Here is a 24,289-nt window from a genome sequence, read left to right on the forward strand (position 1 = left end):
TTTATAGTTCGTCGGTATCGCAGAACAGCTCATACAGAACTTCTATGATCCGGCGCGCCTCCTCTCCCGCCAGGGAGTAGTGCATGGTCCGCGCCTCGCGGCGCGCTGATACCAGGCCGTCCTTGCGCAGCAGGGCGAGTTGCTGGGAGACGGCCGCCTGGCGCATCTCCAGTGCATCCGCAAGCTCGCCCACTGTCTGCTCGCCGTCCACCAGTTGGCAGAGGATCATCAGCCTGCTTCGTCCAGAGAGAGCCTTTAGCAGACTGGTGGCCTGATCCGCCGATTTCGACATCTGATTTTTATACATACATTCATAGCTCTGCATGTTTGAATGTGTTAAGCTTGGTTCAGATGATCGGGTGCCCTTGGCTGGTGAGTCAAGTGTTGCCCGTTGTCTTGCAGGCTCCGGCTCTGCCTGGTCAGGCAAGTGGCCAAGCCGGATATCAGATACAGTACTTTCAGCGTAGCGCGCAATCTGCTGAACCCGGAGCGCGTTACTGTAACAGGAGGGACATATGTCTATCGACCGTCTTGTACTCGCATTCGCGGGATCTTTCATTCTTGTAAGTCTGGCTCTTTCCCAGCTCCATTCACCTTACTGGCTGTGGTTTACCGCGTTCGTGGGCGCCAATATGCTGCAGGCGGCCTTCAGCGGATTCTGCCCACTGGCGAAGATTCTCAAGGCAGTGGGCAAGAAGCCCGGCAGAGCCTTTGACTGACCCACGGAGGCACTGTAAATGGCTGAAAAGACCGAGGGTTCCTGGCTACAGTTTGCAACTGACCGTCCTCGACTGACCGTTTGGGCCATGGTGGCCGTCACGCTGGCGCTGGTGGCGCTGGCGGCGCTGCCAAGCGTCTGGCCCGAGCGGTTTGGTCTGCTTAATCCGCTGACCATCGATACCGACCCCGAGAACATGCTCTCTGCCGACGAACCCGTGCGCGTGTTTCACGACGATATGAAGGAGCAATTCTCGCTCTATGACATGGTCGTGGTGGGTGTGGTCAACGAAAACGACCCTGACGGGGTATTCAATGTCGGTTCGTTGCGGCGCATCTATGAGCTGACGGAGTACGCCAGCACGCTCAGGTGGCCCGATCCGGACAATCCCGGCCGGCAGGAGGGCGTGGTCGAGGAGGATATGCTTGCGCTCTCGCGGGTCGATAACATCGAGCAAGAGGGGGTCGGCGCGGTTCGCTTCAGCTGGCTCATGCCGGAGCCGCCGGATACCCGCAAACAGGCGCTCGCTATTCTTGAGCGGGCGCAACGCATCCCACTGTTCGACAATACCCTGGTCAGCGACGATGGCAAGGCTGTCGCCCTCTATCTGCCGCTGACCAGCAAGGACATGAGCTACCGGGTGCGCGAAGCCCTGCTTGACAAAGTCGCTGGCTGGAAGGATACCGGCGACCAGGTCTACATCACCGGGCTGCCCGTGGCGGAGGACACCTTCGGTGTGCAGATGTTCTATCAGATGGCGATCTCGGCGCCACTGGCAATGCTGGTTATCTTCCTGGCGATGTGGTGGTTCTTCCGCCACGTCCGGCTCATTACCTCGGCGATGATCGTGGCCGTGGTAGCGGCCGCGGGCACTATGGCGCTGCTGGTAATCAGCGGCAACACGGTCCACATCATGAGCTCGATGATCCCCGTATTCATCATGCCCATTGCGGTGCTGGACGCGGTGCATATTCTCTCGGAATTCTTTGATCGCTATCCCCAGCATAGGGACCGCCGCCGGGCCATCCTGGAGGTTATGGGCATACTGTTCAAACCGATGCTGTTCACCACCCTGACCACGATGGCGGGGTTTGCGTCACTGGCACTTACCCCGATCCCCCCGGTTCAGGTGTTCGGCATCTTTATCGCGATCGGTGTGTTCCTGGCCTGGTTGTGCACGGTGACCTTCATTCCGGCGTACATCATGCTGATGCCGGAGCGGCGGCTCACTGGCTTCGGCCATGCCGTCGGGGATCCGGACCGGGATACGGTCATGGGGCGCTGGCTGCGTCGCCTCGGCGAGGGTGTGGTCGGCCACGCCAGGGCGGTGCTGGTGGTTACCATGGTTGTGGTGGTGGCCGCCGGCTATGGCATCAGCCTGATCCGTATAAATGATAATCCGGTCAAGTGGTTCGAGCCCGAGCACCCCATCCGGGTGGCGGACCGGGTGCTGAACGAACATTTCGGCGGTACCTATATGGCCTATCTGGCACTGGTTCCGGAGGGTGATGAGGTCACCCTGGCCGACTATCAACGAGCGTTCCTCGACCGCCTGGCGTCACGCCAGAAGACTGTGCAGGCGCAGGACGACGCGACAGCCGCCGTCTTCGAAGAACTGCGCGCCATGGCGCGGAAGGCAAGCGAGGAGGCTGGCTCCGCGAAGGCGTTTCTCGATGGGCTGGATCAGCGTGTCGGGGTTCAGCTCGATGCGGCCCCTGACGCGCGTTATGATGCCTGGCTCGAGGCACAATCCTTCGTCGATGCCGAACGCCAGCGCAACGAGACCTTCAAGCGCCCCGAGGTCCTGCGCTATATCGCCAGGCTGCAGCAGCGGCTGGGCGAGACCGGTGTGGTGGGCAAGTCCAACTCGCTCGCCGATGTGGTCAAGACCGTCCACCGCGAACTTTTGGGCGGCGATGCCGGGGCCTTTCGCATCCCGGACCGTCCGGGGGCAGTTGCGCAAACCCTGCTCACCTACCAGAATGGCCATCGCCCCCAGGATCTCTGGCATTTCGTCACACCTGACTACCGCCGTACCAGCATCTGGGTTCAGCTCACCAGCGGTGACAACCGCGACATGAGCCGGGTGGTTCAGGCACTTAATGACTTTATCGCGGCCAACCCTCCGCCTGCATCGCTCCAGGCACGCTGGTTCGGTCTTAACTATATCAATGTAATCTGGCAGGAAAAAATGGTCAGCGGCATGGCCATGGCCCTGTTCGGCAGCTTCGTGATGGTGCTCCTGTTGATGGCGGTGCTGTTCCGCTCGTTGCTGTGGGGGCTGCTGTGCATGATACCCCTGACCGTGACCATCGGGGCCATCTACGGTGTGATCGGTATCATCGGCAAGAACTACGATATGCCAGTCGCCGTGCTGAGCGCCCTGAGTCTGGGGCTCGCCGTGGACTATGCCATCCACTTTCTGGCCCGCGCCCGTGCCATCCAGGCCGAGACAGGCTCCTGGCGTCGCTCGGTGGCACCGATGTTCGGCGAGCCGGCACGGGCAATAACCCGCAACGCCATCGTGCTTGGCGTTGGTTTCCTGCCGCTGCTGGCCGCACCGCTGGTGCCTTACCAGACGGTAGGGGTATTCATCGCGGCCATTCTGTTGACCGCCGGGCTAAGCACACTGCTGATCCTGCCGGCACTGGTAACCCTGCTGCAGCGGTGGCTGTTTCCCGGTTCTGGCAGGGCCGTACCGAATCCGCAATATGAAAAGGAAGGTGTGCAATGAGTAAATACTGGCTTATTACCCTGTTCCGAAGGTTGGCCCTGATGGTGATGGCGCTGGGCATAACGCCCCTCGCCCTGGCACAGGATGCCGGCGGTGCGCCGCCGGTGGAGCACATTGTCAACCGCGCCAATATGGTCTCCTACTTCCAGGGGCGTGATGGCCGCGCCAGGGTCGCCATGACCATCACCGACAGCCAGGGGCGTAACCGCAGTCGCGAGCTCACCATTCTGCGGCGGGATGGCCCGGAGACAGATGCCATTGAGGGGGGCGCCTACCGTGGCGAGCAGAAGTACTATGTCTATTTCCGGCGACCGGCGGACGTCAGCCAGATGACGTTGCTGGTGTGGAAACATCAGGACCGGGACGACGACCGCTGGCTCTACCTGCCGGCGCTGGATCTGGTTAAGCGGATCGCCGCCTCCGACAAGCGCACCAGCTTCGCCGGCTCGGATTTCTTCTACGAGGATATCTCGGGACGCAGTATTGACGACGACAGCCATGAGCTGATCGAGACCACGGACAACTATTACGTCGTGCGCAACACACCCAAACGGCCCGGGGAGGTTGAGTTTGCCTACTACGATGTCTATATCCACAAACAGTCCTTCCTGCCGGTTCGCACCGAGTATGTCGACGACAGTGGCAACCTCTACCGGCGTTATACCGCTCTGGCGGTGGAGAACGTGCAGGGTTACCCCACGGTCACGAAGGCGAGGATGGAGAACCTGCGCAACGGTGGCACCACGGAGCTGGCCTACAGCGGCATTGACTATGACCTGGGTCTGCCGGAAGACGTCTTCTCGGAGCGTTACCTGCGCCGGGCACCGATGGAGTACCTGCGGTGACCTCGGCTGCACTGAGGGCAGGAGGGCGTGGATGAACACCGGAAGCCTTCTCTGGGTGGTATTGCTGGGCGGTGTCGGTCTCGGTGGGGCGCCCGGGGCGCTGTGGGCCGCCGCGCCCGAGCTGCCGGAGGGGCTGGGTGCGCCCGCCAGTGATACCGCGGAACCGGCCCTGCCGATGGGGCTCGGCCGTGAGGCCGGGGCAGACCAGGCCACCGAGCGACCGGCTTCGGCGGCCCCGCCGTTCCGTCTGCGCGGCTTCTGGGAAGCCCGGGGCGGAACCCGGCTGGGCGATGATCCTCACCAGCGCGATCTCTCGATTGCCGAGAGCCGTTTGCAGCTTGAGGCCGAGAAATATTATCAGGGCGCAACGCTGCGTCTTACCGGTGATTTTCTCTATGACGACCTGGCCGACGACCGGGCAGTGGACCTGGAATCTGGCGAGGGCGCCTTCGACCTGCGCGAGGCCAGCCTGGTGTTTTCGCCGAGCGCGGATACCGATGTCAAGGTGGGACGCCAGATACTAACCTGGGGCACCGGCGACCTGGTCTTTATCAACGATCTGTTTCCCAAGGACTGGGTGTCGTTTTTTATCGGCCGCGATGTGGAGTACCTCAAGGCGCCCTCTGACGCATTGAAGGTTTCGGCTTTTTCCGGCTGGGCCAATCTTGACCTGGTCTATACCCCCCGGTTTGACGCTGATCGTTTCATCGATGGTCGCCGTCTCTCTTTCTTCAACACGGGGCGAGGGCGGCTGACCGGGCGCGATGCGGTTGTACTGGCGGAGCGCCCGGCAGAGGCGTTCGACGACGACGAGTGGGCCGCCCGGCTGTACCGTAACCTTGGCGCCTACGAGGTCGCGCTCTACGGCTACGACGGCTTCTGGAAGAGTCCGGCCGGGGCTGAGCCGGCCAGCGGCAGGGCCACGTTTCCTCCGCTGTCGGTGTTCGGCGCGAGCCTGCGCGGACCGGTGGGAGCGGGCATCGGCAACGTCGAACTGGGCTACTATGACTCCCGCGCCGACCGTGATGGCAACGATCCTACGGTGCGCAACAGCGAGCTGCGCCTGCTGCTCGGTTATGAGCAGGAGATTGCCCGTGACCTGACCCTGGGCCTGCAGTACTACCTGGAGCGCATGGGCGAGTTTGAGGCCTACCGGCGGACCTTGCCGTCCGGTACCCCGGTGCGGGACGAAAATCGCCACGTCCTCACCCAGCGGCTGACCTGGCTGACACACAGCCAGAATCTGGAGTGGTCGTTGTTCCTGTTTTACTCGCCCTCGGACCAGGACGCCTACCTGCGCCCCCGGGTGGGCTATCAGGTTGATGACCATCTCTCTGTCGAGGCTGGGGGAAATCTGTTTTTCGGCGCCCGGGAGGAAACCTTCTTTGGTCAGTTTCAGGACAACAACAATCTCTATCTTGGGGTGCGGTACGGGTTCTGAAAAGCCCCGGTTAAAGCCATTTATCGACTCACTGGCGGGCGCCGGGAATACGTTGCTGGCAATAAATAAATAGTTGGCTGAGTTTGTTGTGTGCTGTCCGAGAATTCAGTGAATGCCAGAAGGAAGCTTGATTGTAGTCGGAAATTGAGACACAGGCCGGCAACATTCAGCTGTAGTTCAGGTCCACGTTGTTAAATGTAGGCTGTTAATGCCGGGGTCCTTTCTCGAGTCGAAAGCCTTGGTATCTGATGTTCTCTGAACCGACACCGGGAGCTGACATGACAAACGAGGATGACAGGGAATTGTCGGGCAGTGATGCTCGTGAGGCCATAGCGGATGTTCACCAGGACTTTTTACGTTTTCTTACACGTCGCCTTGGCAATGAGGACGAAGCCGCCGACGTTCTGCACGACTTCTACGTCAAGGTGCTCACACGGATTGGCGAGGTTCGCGAGAACGAAAAGCTTCGCGTCTGGATGAGTGCTGGTGGGACAGTGCAGGTTTCCTTGATCGCGAGATACTGGCACGCTCATTCATTGGCTTGTCAGCATCTCGGTTGATGGTGGCGGTTACAGTGCGATTTTGCCGTTGCTGAGGCTCTCTTGGTCAAAGGTGAAGACAATGTCCTGATCCGGACGGGCAGCATGTTCATCTTTGTCCGGACAGTCGACCAGTGACATCAAATGACGAATAACATTGAGTCGGGCCTGCTTTTTATTGTCAGCCCTGACGACATGCCAAGGCGTGATTTCGTTGTGGGTGCGGGCGAACATTTCGTTGCGCGCAGCACTGTAGTCGTTCCAGTGTTTGATCGCGACCTTGTCGACGGGGCTAATTTTCCACTGCTTGAGAGGGTCAACGCGACGGTCTTTCAGCCGGCGTGTCTGTTCGTCCTTTGAAATATCCAGATAATACTTGAACAGCTGAATCCCGGAATCCACGAGCATGTGCTCGAATGGCAGTACCGAGCGCATAAATCCTTCATGTTCCGTCTCCGTACAGTACCCCATAACGCGCTCGACGCCGGCGCGGTTGTACCAGCTCCGGTTCATCAGAACCATTTCCCCGGTTGAGGGCAGGTGCGGGACGTAACGCTGGAAATACCAGGAATTACGGTCTCGGTCGGACGGCTTGCCCAGCGCCACAACCCGGGTTTCGCGCGGGCTCAGGTGCTCCGTGATCCGTTTGATGACGCCGTCCTTACCGGCCGCGTCGCGGCCCTCGAACAAAATAAGAATCTGAAGGTAGTTCTTGATCAGGTGCTTCTGCAGTTTGACCAGCTCCACTTGCAGCGTCCGAAGGGTTTCCTTGTAGCCCTTGGTCCCGGAAGGTTTACTCTTTGCTTTCTGACTCATTTTCAGATTCCCTGAATGCATGGTTATCGCAGCCAGACGGTGCGGGGACGCTGGCTATCGTATTTCGGAGTTTTTGTGCCTCTTGGCAGTGCCCGCGCCCGCGTTTTTCGAGCTTCTCCCTGAATATCGGTATGTACATTGTGATCATGCGAGCCTGTTTTCGGTCTGTCTGTTTTCTCCGGCTTTGGTCGTCGGTTCGGCCAGCCTCTCCCGGCCAGCCAGGTAATCCCGCGTGAGCGGCACCGCGTCCTGTTTTTTGGCAAGCTGGATTTGAAAGACGACAAGGCCGTCGTGCCGGAATGCCACTTCGCTGGCAACCAGGTAAAACCGCCACATACGACAAAACCGCTCGTCATAGATTGACCGTACCCGGTCCAGTCTGGCTTCGAACCGATTGCGCCACTCCTTCAGCGTCTGTGCATAGTGAAGCCGCAACACCTCGACATCGGTGACATAGAGACCGGACTGTTCGACGATGGCCAGGACCTCCGACAGGGCAGGGCTGTAGCCGCCGGGAAAAATATATTTGGCGATCCAGGGGTTGGTTGCCCCCGGCCCGTCGGCGCGGCCGATCGTATGAAGCAGGGCGACGCCATCATCTGTGAGACGGTCTCGCAGGGTGGCGAAGAACTCCTTGTAGTGTGGTACCCCGACATGCTCAAACATGCCCACTGACACGATCCGGTCGAAAGTGCCGTCGATGTCGCGGTAGTCTTGCAGGCGGAATTGGGCGCGGTTGCCAAGACCCTCGGTTTGCGCACGTTCTTCAGCGATCTTGTGTTGCTCCCGTGAGAGGGTCACCCCGGTGACACGCGCGCCATGGTCGCGGGCGAGATGCAGTCCGAGCCCGCCCCAGCCACAGCCGATATCGAGAACCCGCTGCTCTGGCGCCAGGAGGAGTTTGCTGGCGATCAGCGCTTTCTTGTTCCTTTGCGCTGTTTCAAGAGTGTCACCCGCTTCCCGAAAATAGGCGCAGGAGTATTGGCGGTCGGCGTCCAGGAACAAATCGTATAGCTCACCGGACAGATCGTAATGATGCGCCACGTTGCGCTGGGCCCGCCCGGCAGGGTTGAACTGCGCCAGTCTGCGATGAAGCCGCCGGAGGTTTGCCTGCCAGCGATAGTGCCATACGTCGGGCTGGCGCGTCAGGTTGATGACCAGCAACTCAATCAGACCATAGAGATCATCCTGGTCGACCGTGAGTGTGCCGTCCATATAGGCCTCGCCCAGTACAAGGTCCGGGTTGATCAGGAGTTTGCGTGGCAGGGCGCGCGCGTGCAAACGCATGGTGACAGCGGGCGTCGACCCGTCACCGTATCCTATTGACTGTCCGTCAGGGTAGACGACGACCAGGTTCCCCTGACGGACAAGGCGCATCAAAAAAATCGAAAGCAGTTTTATCGGCATCATGTCTTCTCGTTGCTGCGACTTTATGTCGTTGAAAGGATCACCGCCCCGGTCTGAGTGGACTCGCTTAAAGCCACTTGCGTAGCAACAGTCCAAGCGTGTCATACACGCCTTTTATGAATCCGCGGTGTTTCCAGGCGATGCCAGTAATTTCACGGGCATCGCGCAAGTCCGTTATGAACTCGTTTCTTAACTGGCCATTCAGGGCTTCGTTTTCGGAGATCAGTGTCAGTTCATAGTTAATAAACAAACTTCTGTAGTCGAAGTTTGCTGTCCCTATGCTCCCCCAGGCATCGTCAACCAGCAGCACTTTGGAATGCAATAGCCGGGGCGTGTACTCGAATACCCGAACGCCGTGTTCCAGTAGTTCTCGGTAAAAGGCGCGGGCAGCCCATTGTGCGGGGGTCGAGTCGGTCTTTTCGGTGGTCAGAATCCGCACATCGACCCCCCGGCGAGCCGCGAGAACAAGTTGTTTGCGCAATCCACGATCCGGTACGAAATAGGGCGTCGCCAGCCAGATTTTGTCCGACGCTCCGGCCAGTTGCTCTTTGATGGCACACCGCAACTGGACACGACAGGTGCGTGTTGTATTGGGAATGATCCGGCTGTCGCCGACTGGGTGACTGCCTGGGTTCCATTGCGTGTCGCCGCACCAGAAGGCGTCGAACAGGGCGTCAGCCTCTGTGGCCAGGGGCCCGTTGATGCAGACATGCATGTCGCGCCACCGCTGGGGGCCGTAAAAGCGCCTTGAGCCCTCGCGATGAATGTTGAACCCGCCGACATACGCCGTTTCACCGTCAACCACCAGCAGTTTACGGTGATCGCGACGGTTATAGCGCAGCGGTTGCCGCCAGCTCCAGCGGTGAAAGCGCTGCAGACGGACGCCGGCGGCCCTGAGCTGGCGGCGGTGCTGCCGCGTAAGGACGCCGCTTGAGCCCAGCGCATCGACGTGAATGCGCACGTCGAGGCCTTGGCGGGACTGCTTCATCAGTTCATCAAGCAGATCGGCCCCCACCTCGTCCGCCGCCAGGATATAGGAGGCAAGAAAGATACGCCGGGTGGCAGTACGGATCGAGTGGACCATCTCCGCATAGAGTTCGTCTCCCTCACCGAACAGCCTGAACACATCCTTCATGGCCCCGCTCTCGGGTTTACCTGCCGCGTCGCCGGGGTTGCCGCGCATCGCTATAAGCCAAACGAGCCGATACCCAGGCTGTCATTGGTGTTTCTGATCGAGGTTTTTGCATCGCGTTCGGCTCCGGTAAGTGCGCGTATGGCGTCGATGGTTTCCGGAACAACAATTGCCTGGTTGTCGACCATATAGGCATAGAACAGCTCACTGCCCTGCACCTTGAGCATGTCTTCCCAAAGCGCGACTTCATACAGGCTGTCGTGAGGCCGGCCAAGGTCGGCCATCAACTCCTTGACACTGTTGATCGCGCTGAGCCCGTCGCTGATCCGGATAAGGGCGATGCGGGAGGAAGTGCGAAACGCATCGAGCACTTCGTCCTTGCTCGCGTCACGTGTCAGTTGTACCGACCAGTAGTGCAGGTGGGCCAGTGTCTCCGGAACCTTGACCGCCATGGTTACCACATCCAGGTCGGGGTCGACACTTTGCGCATCCGGGCCCTGGTGACTGGGAATCTCGGCCTCTGGCAAGAGGGTATTCATGATCCCGCCCTGATGGCTCTCCCAGGGGTCGGTGGCCCGGCGCAGAAGGGTTCCCCGTGCCCGGTCCAGCAACCCGTGGCGTTTGAGCGCTGACAGGGTGCGAATGATCGACGTCGTGTTACATGAGACCACGCGCGTGCAGTCACGGCCGACAGCGCTGGCGTAGCTGGCCTCGGCCACGAATGAATGGCCCGTGCTTTCATGTTTCTCGCCGCCATGGACAATGTACTTGATGCCGAGCCGCCGGTAGGTTTCGATATTCTTGCTGGCCTGGTGTTTCGGCGTGCAGTCCACCACGATATCCGCGGCTTCAAGCAGGTCATCAAGCGTGCCGGAAACATCAAGCCCTGCTGCCCTCATGCTGGCGGCATGCTCCGAAGTGGCACCGTAAAGCGCGTACCCCTTGTGCAGAGCGGCCCGTGGCCGCCAGTCCGTGGCAATGTCGGCCACGCCCGCCAGGGCCATGTCTTGCTGTACGGCAACGGCCTCGGCTACCCGTTTGCCAATAACGCCGTAGCCATTGATGGCAACCCGAATAATTCTCTGAACGGCCATGTTTTGCCCCCCCGGTTTTCTCAAAAGAGTGAACGAGCTTACAGCGCTTCCAGGATAAAGATTACAGACAAAAGCTGAATTTCAACTGAACGTCCTGATAAATATACACCTCTGGGCAATGGCAATCCGAAAAGTTGATGCCGATCAAACCAATAAACAGTGGTAAAGTGCTTTTCAGGTTCAGTTCAGTCTGGTGTAGTGGGATGATAAGCCAACACGCGGCAATTCCATTGCCTGGAGCCAGATCGAACATTACAGGATTGGCCCGGAACAAAACTGTCGAAAGGATGAACGGATGATGTCTGCGAAACACAGCAACGCTCATGAAGAGAATACGGTCGCCGGAGGAGCAGGGGGGAAATTCACCTGCCCGATGCATCCGGAGGTCATATCCGACGAGCCGGGGGATTGCCCCAAATGCGGAATGCACCTTGTGCCTCTGGAGCAGGCCGGAACAGGTTCCCATTCTCATCACTCCCACCATTGTTCCGCAGAGCAGGAAAAACCGTCAGGCGATGAGCGGAAGTATGATCGCGTGCCGCCTGGGTATTCGGGTGTGGTCTACACCTGTCCCATGCACCCGCAGGTGCGCCAGACCAAGCCCGGCGCCTGTCCTATCTGTGGCATGGGGCTGGAGACGGAGTCTGCCGCCGTTGACGATGAGGGCCCTAACCCCGAGCTGGTGGACTTCTCCCGCCGTTTCTGGGTTGCCCTGGTCTTTACGGCCCCCTTGCTGGTTCTGACCATGACCCCCTATGTCGGTATCATGGCCGTTCGCGAATTCTTCGGTGAGCGTGCCTCGCTCTGGATTGAACTCGTGATCGCCACGCCAGTGATCCTCTGGTCCGGCTGGCCCTTCTTTGTCCGGGGGTACAATTCGTTTCGCACAATGAACCTGAACATGTTCAGTCTTATTGGCATGGGGGTCGGGGCGGCCTACATCTTCAGCATCGTGGCGGTGCTCCTGCCGGGGATCTTTCCGGCAGGCTTCCGGGACTCCGAAGGCAACGTTGGCGTTTATTTTGAGGCGGCAGCCGTTATTGTCACGCTGGTCCTGCTGGGCCAGGTAATGGAGCTGAGGGCTCGTGAGGGCACCGGCAAAGCCATTCGTGCGTTGCTGGATATGGCCGCGAAAACGGCGCGTGTGATCCGGCCCGACGGCACCGAGGAAGAGGTCGCTCTGGAGGATGTGAAGGTCGGTGATCATCTGCGGGTACGCCCCGGTGACAAGGTGCCGGTGGATGGTGTGGTTATTGAGGGCCGATCTTCCATCGATGAATCAATGATTTCCGGGGAGCCGGTTCCGGTGGAGAAGACCGAAGGTGATAAGGTAACCGGAGCCACCATCAACGGTACCGGAAGCCTGGTGATGGAGGCGACCCGGGTCGGGGCGGATACCATGCTCAGCCAGATCGTCGAAATGGTCGCCAATGCCCAGCGCAGTCGTGCGCCTATCCAGAAGTTTGCCGATATGGTGGCCGGCAAGTTCGTACCGGCGGTTATTGTTGTGGCGGCCCTGTCCTTTGCAGCCTGGGCTATCTGGGGGCCGGATCCCGCTCTGTCCTATGCGCTTGTGTCCGCCGTTGCGGTGCTCATCATCGCGTGTCCCTGCGCACTGGGGCTGGCCACGCCCATGTCGATCATGACAGCGACGGGGCGAGGCGCCCAGGTGGGAGTGCTGATCAAGAACGCCGAAGCCCTGGAGCGTTTTGCCAAGGTGGATACCCTGATTGTCGATAAAACCGGCACCCTGACGGAAGGCAAGCCAAAGCTGGTGGCCGTGCTGCCGGAATCGCCTCATGACGAGACCGAGGTCCTGAGGCTGGCGGCCACGCTGGAGAAGGGGTCGGAGCACCCGCTTGCCGAAGCCATTGTTTCCGGCGCCGAGGCGCGCAACGTGGCACTTGGCAAGGCGGATGATTTTGAGGCGGTCACGGGCAAAGGGGTTAAGGGCGTTGTTGATGGCAAGCCGGTGGCGCTGGGCAATGCCAGGCTTCTGGAGGAACTGGGGCTGGACGGCGGCCATCTGATGGAGGTTGCCAACGCCAGACGCGACGAGGGTGAAACCGTTATGTTTGTGGTGCTTGACGGCGCCGTTGCGGGCCTTGTCAGCGTTGCCGACCCCGTCAAGGAAACAACGCCCGCCGCGCTGAAGGCGCTGCATGCCGCGGGATTCCGCGTTATTATGGCAACGGGTGACAATGAGCGCACCGCGAAGGCCGTGGCGGGCAAACTCGGAATTGATGAGATCCGCGCCGATGTGCTGCCAGAAGATAAGGCCCGCATCATTCGTGAGCTTCAAAGCCAGGGGCGCAAGGTGGCAATGGCAGGGGACGGGGTCAATGACGCACCCGCCTTGGCCCAGGCCGATGTTGGGATTGCGATGGGAACCGGCGCGGATGTCGCCATCGAGAGCGCGGGCTTTACCCTGGTCAAGGGCAACCTCGGCGGCATTGTCCGCGCCAGGCGGCTGTCCCGGGCGACAATGCGTAACATCAAACAGAACCTGTTTTTCGCGCTGATCTATAACGGCGCGGGCGTGCCGATAGCGGCGGGCGTGCTCTATCCATTCCTTGGCATACTGATAGGACCTATCTTTGCCGCCTTCGCGATGAGTGCGTCCTCTTTGTCCGTGGTGATGAACTCCCTGCGTTTGCGTCGCGAGAAAATCTAGGGGCGGAGCGGGTAAGCAAATAGAAACCGGGCCGATGCCCAGTAAGAACGAGCATGGCCAGGGGGGAAGCCCCCTGGCCATGCTCGTTCTTACTGGGTGAAGACTGACTGAGAGGTAACCATTCACACCTGAAAGACCGGCGCGAACCCACCTCCGGGCGTGCGAAAGTTGGTTGTCTGGCCCTGATATATACGCGCAGCGGCAAGCAGACTTTTGCCAGCGTAAGTGTACAGGCGAATATCGACTTTTCGGGTGACCACGGCATCGTCGATTCTCAGGGTTCGTTCTCCGGCGGGAACCAGGTCCTGTGCGATATAACCGCCACTCAGAATGTGTTCGAAAACGCGCCGGGTCATTTTGTCGCCCCGGTAGACGCCCTTGCTGCCATGGCCCGCAACCGGCTTGAAGAACAGTTGGCGCCTGGCACTCCACAACTCAGCCGCGTCATTCCTTGAAACCTGCCTGGTTCCCGGCACGGCCCTCTCCAGATAGCCTGCATCCGCCTCATTCAGCCCCCAGTCCCGTAGCGACTGGGGAGCGGATAGCAGGGTCAGGTTTCGCTTGTCGGCCAGCATGGCGTGCACATGGGGGTTGGGCGTTACCACCGCCGCGCCGTCCTGATACGCATGCCTGAGCGTCGCATGGGGCGGGGTGTCCAGTGCGAAATCCACCAGCCGGTTGTACACCATGTCAATGGGCTTGCCGCGGGCTGTCAGCGTGCCGCTGGCATGCTCAAGTTCCGAGGGATCGAGTATCAGCGTCTCAATTCCTTTCGCCTGGAGAAGCCGTTGGGCCAACCGGAACTCGGGGAACATAAACTGGGTCTCCGGGGCATCATCCACAATGGCCAGGCGACTGGGCACGGAATTGCCACGCTGTCTTTGCCACTCCCGTTTGAACATTGTGAGCACCGCGTCCTCGAACCCATCGAGCGCTCGATGGGTTGCGGCGGTCTGCTGGGATGGGTCACAGCAACGGTGCTGGGCCCGCGCCAGCACAACGTTGAGAAACGCGCCGCCGGCATTGGTGTTGATCTCGATCAGTCGGGGGCCACCGGGGCCCAGATGAAAGTCATAGCCCATGAATGCCCCCATGGGGCCGGGATCGAAGCGTGCGATTTCCGGCGCCCAGGACAGTACGCGCTCACGGTAAGACGGAAGTTCGGTGGCTGATTCGATCGCCTGAACGATCCGCTCCATCGTAGCTATCTCTTCCCGGGGGACGAAAACCGGTGTGTTTGAAAAGAGACGGTGGAGTTCGGAGACCGTTGATGGTTCGGTTCCGGCGCCCGACAATTGCATCAGCAGGCTGTCGTCGAGGGCTTTGCGGTCGAGAGTGACGCAGTAGCACTGCCGGTTGAGTTGGTCTGCGCGGGTATTGGCCGTTGGTTGGTAACTGTGGGTCGAGTCTTGCATCTGGCGCCCGTGGCTGAGGTGGGTTGTTCGGCTTGTGGAAACGGGTGTCGGTTATCTCTGGCGGTCTGGACTATAGTGCCGGCATTGGTCCCCGTCAAACACAGGTCAGGTGACGGTTTTCAGGCCTGTGGAATGTGGAGATTGGCAGCCAGGGGGGAAGTTGCCTGTACTAGGAGTCTGCGCGATTTCTGCCGTGCAGACTCCTGGGGATTTTACCTTCGGAGCAATCGCGCAAGATCTTCGTATTTCTCTCTTTGAATAATGGTATTGGCGCGGTTGCTGTGTACGCCGTTGACCCTGCAAAAGCGCCAGATAAAGGGTCAATGAGGAATCTCGACCGTCACTTGCAAGCCGCCTCCAGAAGCTGCTGAGAAGGTAACATGTCCGCCATAACGCTCAACGATTTCCCTCGCTATGGCGAGTCCAAGGCCGTGCCCCGGTGTTTGCTCATCCAGACGCAGCCCGCGCTGGCCCAGGCTGGTCATTTCGTTTTCGTTGACCCCCGGGCCATCATCGGTCACGACCATGCGAGCCAGGCCGTTGTTTTGTGACAGGGAAAGCTCAACGTAACCGTTCGACCATTTTCCCGCGTTATCCAGCAGATTTCCCAGGATCTCGTTCAAATCATGTTCCTCAACCGGCCAGCGGCTTTCCTCGGGAAGATCGCTGGACAGCTCAAAGGATTTTTCCGGGTACAAACGGCCAAGCATCCAGAGAAGATCCCGGGCCTGCTTCAATGGGTACGCACTTTTTCCAACCTGCGGGCCGGCGAAACGACTGCGCCGCATTTCCGCTTCAAGCTGTTTGTCGATGCTATTCAGCCGGACTGCCATCTGCTGCCTCAGGTCGTTGTTCAGGGGGCGGCTTTTGTCCTCCAGAATCTGCCGGACGGCTGCGATGGGTGTTTTGACGCTGTGGGACAGGTTTGCCAGGGCCTCTCGTGAGCGCTCCAATCTCTGATCCAAAGAGTCGAGCAGCTGGTTGAGCTGCTTTACAAGGGGCTGGAACTCCTCGGGGGACTGGACGTTAATACGCGATATTTCGCCATCCTGGAGCCTTTTTAATGCAGCCTTGAGCGTTACAACAGGGCGCATGGATAAGGTAATGCCGAACCAGATCACGGCGACCAGGAGCAGCATCAGCAAAACGGAGACGATGGCCGTCCAGGCATGGAGTTCTGCCTGGCTGCGTTTCAATGCGCCGAGATCCTCGGAGACGATCACCGTGACAGGCGTTTCGTCTGCCTGAAACGTCTCTCGGTAGGCCAGGATGTCCGAGGGTGCGCCAGCTGTTTCCGTGTCGTGCACCCGAAGGGTTCCGTCTTTTCCGGACTCAATCAAGGGCATTAAAAGAGGCGTCCAGGCCTCGGGCGAGATGATTGTTCCGGAGGGCGACCGTATGGCAAAGGCGTGATGGAACACGTCCTGGAAATAATCACCGGTCTGGAGCGTATCCACGCGGCCATTCGAGTTGCGAATCTGGTGCACCAGGAATGCAACCTCGTCCTTGAGCCTGCTTTCAACGAATTCCCTGGACATCCGTTCCAGCAACAGGCCGTGCACCAGCCAGGCGAGAACCATCAGGCAAATGCCGGCCGGCAATAACAGGACGAGCAGGGTTCCCTTGACTGAGGCTGGTTTTCTAAACAACATCGTTGAACAGGTACCCCTGGCCGCGACGTGTTGAGATGGTCTTGGGGCCCACCAGTTTCCTTAACCTCCGGATATAGGCCTCGATGACGTTTTCACTGGGGTTGTCATTAAGGCTATAAAGTTGTTCCATCAACTGCTCCTTCGAGAAAACCTGGCCGGGCCGGCTCATCAGGCAGCGCAACAGCCGGAACTCGGTGCCTGTCAGAGGGTGTTCCGCGCCTCCCTCCAGTTTCAGGCTCTGGCGATTCTCGTCCAGCTCAAAGCGGCCGGCCTTTACCAGAGAATGGACTCTTCCTTCGCTTCGGCGCACTATGGCGTTAAGGCGGGCGATCAGTTCTTCGGTCTGGAAGGGCTTGGCCAGGTAGTCGTCTGCCCCGGCCTTCAGACCATTTACCTTATCGTGCCAGTCGTCTCTGGCGGTCAGGATCAATACAGGAAAGCTGACGCGGTTCGCCCGCCACTTTTTCAGAACATCCAGGCCGTTCCCATCGGGTAGGCCCAGATCCAATATACTTACACGATAGTCCTCCTGCTCACCAAGAGCGGTGGCTTCTTTTGCCGTGTGGGCGGTATCAACGCTGAACCCTGATTTCTCCAGTTGCCTTATCAGACTGTGTGAAAGTAAACGATCATCCTCAACTAATAGTAATCGCATAGTGGTTCCTTTTCCGTGGCAATATGATCGGCGCAGTCTCGCTGAACCGCCTGAATCCATCCTGAATAATAATTATTTTGGTATTTTCAGCAAGAATTCAGGTTAGTGAGCGATGGTATCAGCCGATTCTGGACATTGCTCAATTTTCTGGGCAAGTGTGACCAGCGCTTACTATAAATTATTGCAGGAGAAGATGGGATGAATGCATCAAAGTTCTTGGTGGCGGCAGCCGCGATCTCGATGTCCGCAACGGCATTTGCAGCGGGTGCTCACGGCGACGGGCACGGCGAAGGGCATGGCAGCGGACGCGGCGGGCACGGCGTGGCAACTGGTGAGCCCGGAAAGGCGTCGGAAGCCACCCGGACAATCACCGTGGAAATGTATGACAACTACTACGAGCCGGACTCGATTGATGTGAAGCCTGGCGAAACCGTGCGCTTTGTGGTGCAGAACAAGGGCAGTCTGGTTCACGAATTCAATATTGGCACGCCCGCCATGCATGAAGCCCACCAGAAGGAAATGATGATGATGGTTGAGCGCGGCGTGATCCAGGGCGGCAAGCTCAATCGTGACAAGATGGAAATGGATATGGGGAATGGCCAGGCCATGAAACACAACGATCCGAACAGCGTACTGCTGGAGCCGGGGCAGAGCAGGGAAGTGGTCTGGAAGTTTTCCGGAAAAGGCGAAATTGAGTTTGCTTGCAACGTTCCCGGGCACTATCAGTCCGGTATGTATGGCGAAGTGAATTTCAACTGACCCTCTCTCTTCCCCTTCGATCACAGCGGCGTGCCTGGTATCAGTTTCCCTGGCATCAAGCCGGGAGAAACCTTTACCTGCCGGTTTTCCATCCGGCAGGCGGGTATCTACCGGTTTCGCGGCCTGGTATCCACTGAAACCGGCCTCGGGTTGAGTTATGGCCTGATTGACCACGTGTTCTCACCCTCTGTGGGAGTGGTGGCACGGAAGACAGCTTTTCGTTTACACTTTGATGTACGTTAAATTCACTTATACTGCCAATAACCAGCATTCGACATGGAGGGCCTGCCGTGATGGCAAATGACATGTTTGGTAACACCATGTGGGCCGGGCACTGGCTGTGGATGCTGGTGATTGCTATCGTAGTCGTCGTCCCGGCCTGGCGTATATGCCAGCGCACGGGTTATCCGGGCTGGATGGGCATCCTGATACTGATCCCCATCGTCAACCTTATTCTGCTCTATTTCATCGCGTTTGCGGATTGGCCAGCAGACAGAGGGGGCGGTCAAAATAGTTGAACATCAGTATGCCTGTTGCCCCACTGCACTTCTGAATCATGGGAGATAGCTATGTCGTACACGATCAACCGACTTATCGGGAATGCGGGTTTCGAGGATGTGGACAAGAGAACGCGTCAGGCGCTCGCCGATCACGGCTTCGGGGTGCTGACGGAAATTGACGTCAAGGCCACAATGAAGAAAAAGCTCGACAAGGATATGTCCGCGTACCGCATTCTCGGGGCCTGTAATCCCGGTATGGCCTGGGAGGCCATTGGCCTGGAGCCTCGTGTCGGCGCGATGCTGCCTTGTAACGTCATTCTTCGCGAAGTTGCGGAGGGTATTGAGGTCAGCGCGATAGACCCCGTGGCTTCCATGACCGCAATTGATAATGACGGGCTCAAGCAGGTTGCCGGGAAAGTCAGGGACATGCTTTCAAAGGTTGTTGAATCGATTTGAGTGGCCGGGAGAGACCTGACTCCCATCGTGTCCCGACCTAAGATGTGGTTTTATGAAACTCCAGGGGCGTAACCGGTGGTGTTCTTCGCTGGTGGCGCCCCACGGTTTATTACGCGCGGACTCCTGGTTATGACAACAGCAGGCACAAAGGTTTATTCCATGTCCTTTGACCTGTCTTTTGAAAACCAGGCAAACAAACACCAGCAATACAGCCAGCGTTAAAAACCTGGCTGTCACCAACCCACCCGCTGGCGTTTTTCCACCAGTTCGAGCAGGCTGTTGAGTTGCTCCAGTTGTGCCTGGCTAATGGCCGCGGCGCGACTGGCCGAATGCCCCTTAACCAGCGCGGCCAGCGCCTCAGTGGTGTTGTTCGGCACTTGTTTCCGGTACAGCGATTTGGCGGCGCTTCGCAGATAGCCTGCTTGCTTGTCAGTCCAAAGGAAAGATGAGATCCCGGATGTAGAGAATTAGGGGGTTTCAGAGGTGGGTGCAAACTAAGAAAGTTCGAGTGACCAGCGTAAGCTGATATTTGTCATACCTTTCCATCTGTAAGTTGATTTTTTTACAGCGGAAAATCAGAGAAAACAGTTTCTCGGCGGATGTACTGACAGGTATAGCTGAAACACCGGAGTAAAGCAAAGGAAAACCTGGATGAAAAATCACCAAGTCGAGTCTATTGACGGGGAGATCATCGGCGCTTACTAGATCGAAAGGGGCAGGAGTTTTTCGGTAAGATTCGCTTTACAGTGAAACGGATTTGTCCAAAACGGTGAGATAATCTGGTAGGGAGCATGAGCCGTCAGTCGAGACGTATCATGTATTCAAACAGGGATGGACCATCGATCCACTTCTCCCATTCCTGGTGCGTGGCCCATTTCACTTTCTTTTCTTCGACCAATCTTCGAACATCCTGCTCGGTACAATCCAGAGCGAAAGTTACTTTGTTCAATGAAACTGATCTCCGAGTTGCAGACTTGCGCTGCTGCAAGAGCCATTTTTCAAACCTGGATTCATCAACAAAAATCTTGGAAAGGAAATTGCCCTCGCCAAACCCGCCTGGAATCACTTTTTTCAGAATATCGTTTACCAGCATTCCGGGATTAGCGAAGTTTCTCCGAAAAATCGGTGAATCCGCTTCGATCTCAATAAAACCATCAGTAGTCTGTACCGGGAATTGACGTAACCTGCCGATGATTTGTTTGGCATCGAAACGCCGCTTTTTCGACTGCTTAACGTTTTTGAAAGTTGGGAAAATTCCATTGGATACAAGATCCTCGACGTCCTCTTCATTCCAAGCCATGGTGCTTGCAATCGACGCAATATCGAGCTGATAACGATATCCAATCCCGTCTTCCAGTTCGAACCCAGCTTCACGCCTGGGTTGCGCGATATATCGAGTGTTCTCGGGAATAACCTCCTCGACAGACACGCCACCGAGTGGAATATTCAGACCATGCTTCGGGCCATTCCAGTCATTGAGAAGACCGTCACTGAACAATTTGCAGGGCGCTTCAATAAACTCTTCTCCCAGAGGAAGTAGGTCTTTCCGCTTTTCATGGCACTGCATACGCCACTGCGCGAAAAAACCGGGCTCCTTAAGAGTTCGGTAGGCGCGGGCAACATATTCGGAATGCTCAATCAAGCGGGGAGCGGCTTCCAGAGTGTCGTGAAGTGAATCGAACGGCCGCATCATGTACAAGATTGCCCTGCATAAATCGTGAATCACTGTACGATCAACGTTTGATGGATTCTGCCCCAGCTGCGCCCATAGATGGGACTCGAGGTCAGAAATGTCGGAGGTAACCGGCGCTCCTGATTCAGCCCAGTTGATTTCACATCTGTCGCAACCCACCAGTAGGCTCCCCGACCACTTCAGCGCTTTTTTGCAATTGGGGCATTCAGCCGTCAGCAGTGACGAGTGCTTAGGGCAGGTAGAGGTGAATGCCAAACTCCACCTCCAGTCCAGAACTCCGGTCTCCGCGACACACTGGGTGCAGATTCTTGGATATCCCATGCGGACGTCCTGAATCAGACGACTCCAATCTCTTTGCCACGGCAGGTCATCCAGTCTCTCAAATTGCATCAGGTCGTGCCGCACAGGACGTTCGAGCCGAGTTTCAAGGGCATCAAATAGGTCGTCAAAGGCAGGTTGACACCAGCCTTTGACTACATGGCTCGACTTCCCGACACCTAGAACATCCATGATCTCGGAAGGCTGAAAAATGCTGTTCAACTTGCCGAGGCGCAACAGATATCCGGTCAGGGATTCACCTTTAACAGGCAAGGGACGAACGGCAAGTCTTTTCATAAGCTAATCTTCCAATGCTCGGAATCGTCCTTGATAGCCTTCCTCTGGGCCCTCGTCACCCGCTCAGCGACCTTTTCGATAGGTGCTTTGAAAGGATCAAAGCTCTCCAGTTCAGGGTTCAACGAACTTTTTGCAAAAGCTCGTGATAAGTCGCTTTTGGTAATTCTTTGCCCATTTTCAGTCTCCTCAATCGCCATCCTAAGAAGGAACGTGATCAGCCTTGGGATCCCCCTCGTTGCAAGCTGGAGGCGGAAAAGCATTTCGTCATTGGCAAGCTGAATGATCTCCACCCCTTGCTTGCGCAGGAACGTTGTACAGGCATTGACATAGTTCCCATAGATCCGAAGTTCCTCAGGAGAGTCGATACGAAACGGCTTGAGACGAACCTGCCTGTGTGCAAATCTCTGGTACAGTTCCTCGAATTTGGCAATGGACCTGTACCCTTCAGGTGTGCCTGCCATGATCACTGCAAGCTTGTGTTTATCCATCAAGAGCTTGATTTGATTAACAACCCCTCGGGTGTTCGATGCGGCTTGCTCTCTGAGGAAGTGCTGGAACTCGTCCACCACCAGCATTTCCACGCCGCGTTGCACGATCAATTCGTTAAGCTCCATTTTTAGATCACTAATCGAACCTTTGATAGAGCCTTCATATCCGGAAGCCAAGATGATCTCCTGAAGCATGCTCTTCAGGGTTGGGTTAGGTGGAACCGACAAGTGAATAATCGGCTCTTTGGAACCCTCCTCATTCTCCAAATCTCTTCGGCCCCTGAGATGGTGCTTGATATAGGAAGCCAGGATCGATGTCTTCCCCAGCCCGGGCATTCCCATGAGCAGCATTCCTGCCCCCTCGGTTCCATGCATCGCGTGGGTTCGACCGATTTCCAACACGGCATTCTCGAAACGCTCATGCCGGGTACGCCAATCGGCAAGAGCTTCACTAGCAGAACTGGCATCAGGGGCAATCGTCATGGTTTCCTCAGTCATCTTCGTATACCTCATCGTTGTCATAGCTGGTATCAGTCGGTTGATAGGTCCGGATGTTTACCGAACCCAGTTGGGTCTTCGAGTCTTCTCGGCCTTGCAATCCCTCCTTCTTCAAACGCTGGACTTCATCGAATAACTTGTCAGGCTCGATCCGATTGGCGCTCCTCGGCCCGACTTCCTTCATCCGAGTATCGTGAGCCTGATTGGCGTCTTTGACCGTCCTACTGGACTTGGTGGCACGGGGGCCAGTGGCTCCTTTGTCTTTGTAGTGGGGTTTGTGCTTTACCCGGAATTCAGCCTCAGTCATACCGACTGGAATCCTCCAGTCATTCACGCAGACCTCGAAAATCTCATCAGTAAAAGGGTCCACCACATTCACGGATTGGATATTGCTGTGCGTGTACTCGACTCGAACGACAGGCTCCTTATCAAGCGCCCGCAAGCGATTACCAATACTTGTGAGCCGCTTTGGCGTATCGTTGTAGCGGCGGCCATTGTGCTGAATACCTTGGCTACCTGAGATCGTGCAGAATTTCACCTCACCTTTAATGAGCTTCATCTCCTCCATATCGGCAGGCACGAACGGCGGGAAGGTTTGCGCCTGACTTTGCCAGACACTGTATGGAGTGTCCCCGTTGAGCCCCCGATGAGGCATGTGGTGGTATTCATCCGCCACCCACCTGAACAAGGCTGAGCGGAATTCAGGGAGAGTCATCACGGCTTTCTCCTTGATTGTTGCATCAAGGTTCGAGTTATCCGTGTACTTGCCACAGTACCCACGCAGGCTCTTTGCGAAGGAATTCCGCAGTGTCTGGAAAAAACGCTCCACGAACGGCTTTCTCCATCCCGCGTAGGTTTCAACAATCTCGTACTGAGAACCCGCATTGATGACGAATGCCATCGACCGATCAGCGACGTAGCCAGGACCGCCATCGATGGTGATCTTTTCGAACACCCCATACATGGGCCAGTCGCTCTCAACCTCTTCCGGAAGATCCTCCGGCAGTTTTGGACAGATGGCGTGTTTGTAGCTTTCAATGACTGATGCCGAATCCTCACCACGTCCGACTTTGATGAAAAGACCGAGGACGGAGCGTGAGAAGCAGTCGAGAACGGCAAAGAGAGTCACAGTGCCAATGTACCGACCTTCGCTGTCGAGCAAACCAATCGCCAGATTCGCCTCAACGCGCTCAAGAATCCGGTCTACGCGAACTTTCCGCGTCGCATTCCGGTCAGCCGCCTTTGCAGCCCTGCGACCCTCCCGACAATGAATCACATCAACCTGATCAAGCTGCTTAATCCATTTGCGGAAAGTCTCGCGACAAGGTCGGTTCACTGAGGCATCGAAATCTGCCTTGAAGTCCTCGGTAAAACAATCATAGGCGTACTGCACCGTTGGCTTCCCAAGCTGAAGGTAATAATCGTCAATCTTCGCTAGCGCATAGTCCTGCACATCCTGGGAGAACGAAGACGAGCGCCTGCGCTTCGGTGACAAGAGGGTTGAGGCAATACCCTTTGAGTGGTGATTTGAACGCTGGGCCCAGCGGGCCAGAGTTGCCGGAGATGGTGGATTGGTGTCCCCAAGTTCGCGGGATACGCGCGAAATTACGGCCTTGCGGATTTTGACGCCACCGACACCGTTTTTCTTCGTTACGCGACGAAGCTCTTCGTAATAGGCGGAACGACGTTTGAATTCGTCGAGGTCAATTTGTGAGACCTCATGCCACTTGCAGTCAGGCTCCTGAGTCTTTTACGGTGCTGCCCAGACGATTGCTGGTAGTATCGAAATCGGCGAACAGTCCTTTGATGTCGCCTTCAGAAGGGTAACCGCTAGCGGATTGTTCGATATCGGCAAAAATTTTGGCCAGATCGGTGTTTAGGCTGTCATTTGTATTAGCGCCCTTAGCGATATTGGAGAATAGTTGGCTGGGGTAAATAAAGTAGCCCTTGGTCTTAATGGCATCGTCCTTGATGTCGTCGGTGATGACCTCATCATCCAGCTCAGCATATTGAATGCTCTCGTCGCCGCCTTCGATGTAGCTAGTTTCCGTCCATAAACGGCGTGTTTTCAAGGTGACCCACCCAGCCAGGTGAGTCAATTTGTCTATTTTCGCCGACTTTATGCCGACTGCATCGCAGTTTGCAGGCCTGCGTCACC

22 protein-coding genes are annotated in these 24,289 nt (G+C 57.3%); 9 read left to right on the forward strand and 13 right to left on the reverse strand.

Going from position 1 to position 24,289, the window contains the following annotated elements; translation table 11 throughout:
• Position 1: 1 nt before the first annotated feature.
• Complete coding sequence (locus QPL96_RS15275; protein WP_303288169.1) at positions 2 to 307, reverse strand: helix-turn-helix transcriptional regulator; 306 nt, start codon at positions 305 to 307, stop codon at positions 2 to 4.
• Positions 308 to 515: 208 nt separating this feature from the next.
• Between QPL96_RS15275 and QPL96_RS15280 the strand changes: the two genes are divergently transcribed.
• From QPL96_RS15280 to QPL96_RS15300, 5 genes are all read left to right on the forward strand, one after another.
• Entirely contained in the window at positions 516 to 719 is a 204-nt protein-coding gene (locus QPL96_RS15280) for a DUF2892 domain-containing protein (RefSeq protein WP_136631559.1), read from the forward strand.
• 18 nt (positions 720 to 737) lie between these two features.
• Positions 738 to 3,452: an RND family transporter gene (locus tag QPL96_RS15285; protein WP_303288170.1), complete on the forward strand. Its 2,715-nt coding sequence runs from the start codon at positions 738 to 740 to the stop codon at positions 3,450 to 3,452.
• Positions 3,449 to 4,297, forward strand: coding sequence for an outer membrane lipoprotein-sorting protein (locus tag QPL96_RS15290; protein ID WP_303288171.1), 849 nt, complete (start codon positions 3,449 to 3,451; stop codon positions 4,295 to 4,297). Before QPL96_RS15285 ends, QPL96_RS15290 begins: the two co-directional genes overlap by 4 nt.
• Before the next feature lie 31 nt (positions 4,298 to 4,328).
• Entirely contained in the window at positions 4,329 to 5,738 is a 1,410-nt protein-coding gene (locus QPL96_RS15295) for a hypothetical protein (protein ID WP_303288172.1), read from the forward strand.
• Between the two features lie 278 nt (positions 5,739 to 6,016).
• Positions 6,017 to 6,298: an RNA polymerase sigma factor gene (locus tag QPL96_RS15300; RefSeq protein ID WP_303288173.1), complete on the forward strand. Its 282-nt coding sequence runs from the start codon at positions 6,017 to 6,019 to the stop codon at positions 6,296 to 6,298.
• A 9-nt stretch (positions 6,299 to 6,307) separates the two neighbouring features.
• Here QPL96_RS15300 and ppk2 read toward each other — a convergent pair whose 3' ends face one another.
• From ppk2 to QPL96_RS15320, 4 genes are all read right to left on the reverse strand, one after another.
• Complete coding sequence (gene ppk2, locus QPL96_RS15305; protein WP_303288174.1) at positions 6,308 to 7,093, reverse strand: polyphosphate kinase 2; 786 nt, start codon at positions 7,091 to 7,093, stop codon at positions 6,308 to 6,310.
• Positions 7,094 to 7,237: 144 nt separating this feature from the next.
• Positions 7,238 to 8,503 carry a cyclopropane-fatty-acyl-phospholipid synthase family protein gene (locus tag QPL96_RS15310; protein WP_303288175.1) on the reverse strand — a complete coding sequence of 422 codons (1,266 nt, stop codon included), beginning with the start codon at positions 8,501 to 8,503 and terminating at the stop codon, positions 7,238 to 7,240.
• A 64-nt stretch (positions 8,504 to 8,567) separates the two neighbouring features.
• Positions 8,568 to 9,683: a phosphatidylserine/phosphatidylglycerophosphate/cardiolipin synthase family protein gene (locus QPL96_RS15315; RefSeq protein ID WP_303288176.1), complete on the reverse strand. Its 1,116-nt coding sequence runs from the start codon at positions 9,681 to 9,683 to the stop codon at positions 8,568 to 8,570.
• A 2-nt stretch (positions 9,684 to 9,685) separates the two neighbouring features.
• Complete coding sequence (locus QPL96_RS15320) at positions 9,686 to 10,726, reverse strand: type II glyceraldehyde-3-phosphate dehydrogenase (RefSeq protein ID WP_303288177.1); 1,041 nt, start codon at positions 10,724 to 10,726, stop codon at positions 9,686 to 9,688.
• Between the two features lie 295 nt (positions 10,727 to 11,021).
• On the opposite strand from QPL96_RS15320, the gene QPL96_RS15325 reads away from it, so the two are divergent.
• Positions 11,022 to 13,400 carry a copper-translocating P-type ATPase gene (locus QPL96_RS15325; RefSeq protein ID WP_303288178.1) on the forward strand — a complete coding sequence of 793 codons (2,379 nt, stop codon included), beginning with the start codon at positions 11,022 to 11,024 and terminating at the stop codon, positions 13,398 to 13,400.
• A gap of 122 nt (positions 13,401 to 13,522) precedes the next feature.
• Here QPL96_RS15325 and QPL96_RS15330 read toward each other — a convergent pair whose 3' ends face one another.
• The 3 genes from QPL96_RS15330 to QPL96_RS15340 form a co-directional block, all read right to left on the reverse strand.
• Complete coding sequence (locus tag QPL96_RS15330) at positions 13,523 to 14,815, reverse strand: hypothetical protein (protein ID WP_303288179.1); 1,293 nt, start codon at positions 14,813 to 14,815, stop codon at positions 13,523 to 13,525.
• Positions 14,816 to 15,135: 320 nt separating this feature from the next.
• Entirely contained in the window at positions 15,136 to 16,467 is a 1,332-nt protein-coding gene (locus QPL96_RS15335) for a sensor histidine kinase (protein ID WP_303288180.1), read from the reverse strand.
• A complete protein-coding gene (locus QPL96_RS15340) occupies positions 16,457 to 17,122 on the reverse strand; it encodes a response regulator transcription factor (protein ID WP_303288181.1) in 666 nt (221 codons plus the stop codon). Before QPL96_RS15340 ends, QPL96_RS15335 begins: the two co-directional genes overlap by 11 nt.
• Before the next feature lie 198 nt (positions 17,123 to 17,320).
• Here QPL96_RS15340 and QPL96_RS15345 point away from each other — a divergent pair, with 198 nt between their 5' ends.
• From QPL96_RS15345 to QPL96_RS15355, 3 genes are all read left to right on the forward strand, one after another.
• A complete protein-coding gene (locus QPL96_RS15345) occupies positions 17,321 to 17,881 on the forward strand; it encodes a cupredoxin family protein (protein WP_303288182.1) in 561 nt (186 codons plus the stop codon).
• A 290-nt stretch (positions 17,882 to 18,171) separates the two neighbouring features.
• Entirely contained in the window at positions 18,172 to 18,399 is a 228-nt protein-coding gene (locus QPL96_RS15350; protein ID WP_303288183.1) for a hypothetical protein, read from the forward strand.
• A gap of 51 nt (positions 18,400 to 18,450) precedes the next feature.
• Positions 18,451 to 18,837, forward strand: coding sequence for a DUF302 domain-containing protein (locus QPL96_RS15355; RefSeq protein WP_303288184.1), 387 nt, complete (start codon positions 18,451 to 18,453; stop codon positions 18,835 to 18,837).
• Between the two features lie 233 nt (positions 18,838 to 19,070).
• Here the strand turns inward: QPL96_RS15355 and QPL96_RS15360 are convergent, their stop codons facing one another.
• From QPL96_RS15360 to QPL96_RS15380, 5 genes are all read right to left on the reverse strand, one after another.
• Complete coding sequence (locus tag QPL96_RS15360; RefSeq protein ID WP_303288185.1) at positions 19,071 to 19,214, reverse strand: hypothetical protein; 144 nt, start codon at positions 19,212 to 19,214, stop codon at positions 19,071 to 19,073.
• 422 nt (positions 19,215 to 19,636) lie between these two features.
• Positions 19,637 to 21,145, reverse strand: coding sequence for a TniQ family protein (locus tag QPL96_RS15365; RefSeq protein WP_303288186.1), 1,509 nt, complete (start codon positions 21,143 to 21,145; stop codon positions 19,637 to 19,639).
• Positions 21,142 to 22,131 (reverse strand): TniB family NTP-binding protein, encoded by a 990-nt coding sequence (locus QPL96_RS15370; RefSeq protein ID WP_303288187.1) that lies wholly within the window; start codon positions 22,129 to 22,131, stop codon positions 21,142 to 21,144. Before QPL96_RS15370 ends, QPL96_RS15365 begins: the two co-directional genes overlap by 4 nt.
• Entirely contained in the window at positions 22,124 to 23,584 is a 1,461-nt protein-coding gene (locus tag QPL96_RS15375) for a hypothetical protein (protein WP_303288188.1), read from the reverse strand. Before QPL96_RS15375 ends, QPL96_RS15370 begins: the two co-directional genes overlap by 8 nt.
• Before the next feature lie 280 nt (positions 23,585 to 23,864).
• The gene (locus QPL96_RS15380) at positions 23,865 to 24,203 is read right to left on the reverse strand and encodes a hypothetical protein (RefSeq protein WP_303288189.1); all 339 of its coding nucleotides are present in this window, start codon (positions 24,201 to 24,203) and stop codon (positions 23,865 to 23,867) included.
• Positions 24,204 to 24,289: the final 86 nt, after the last annotated feature.

It is taken from the genome of Marinobacter sp. SS8-8 (genome assembly GCF_030540945.1).
Taxonomy (GTDB): Bacteria; Pseudomonadota; Gammaproteobacteria; order Pseudomonadales; family Oleiphilaceae; genus Marinobacter.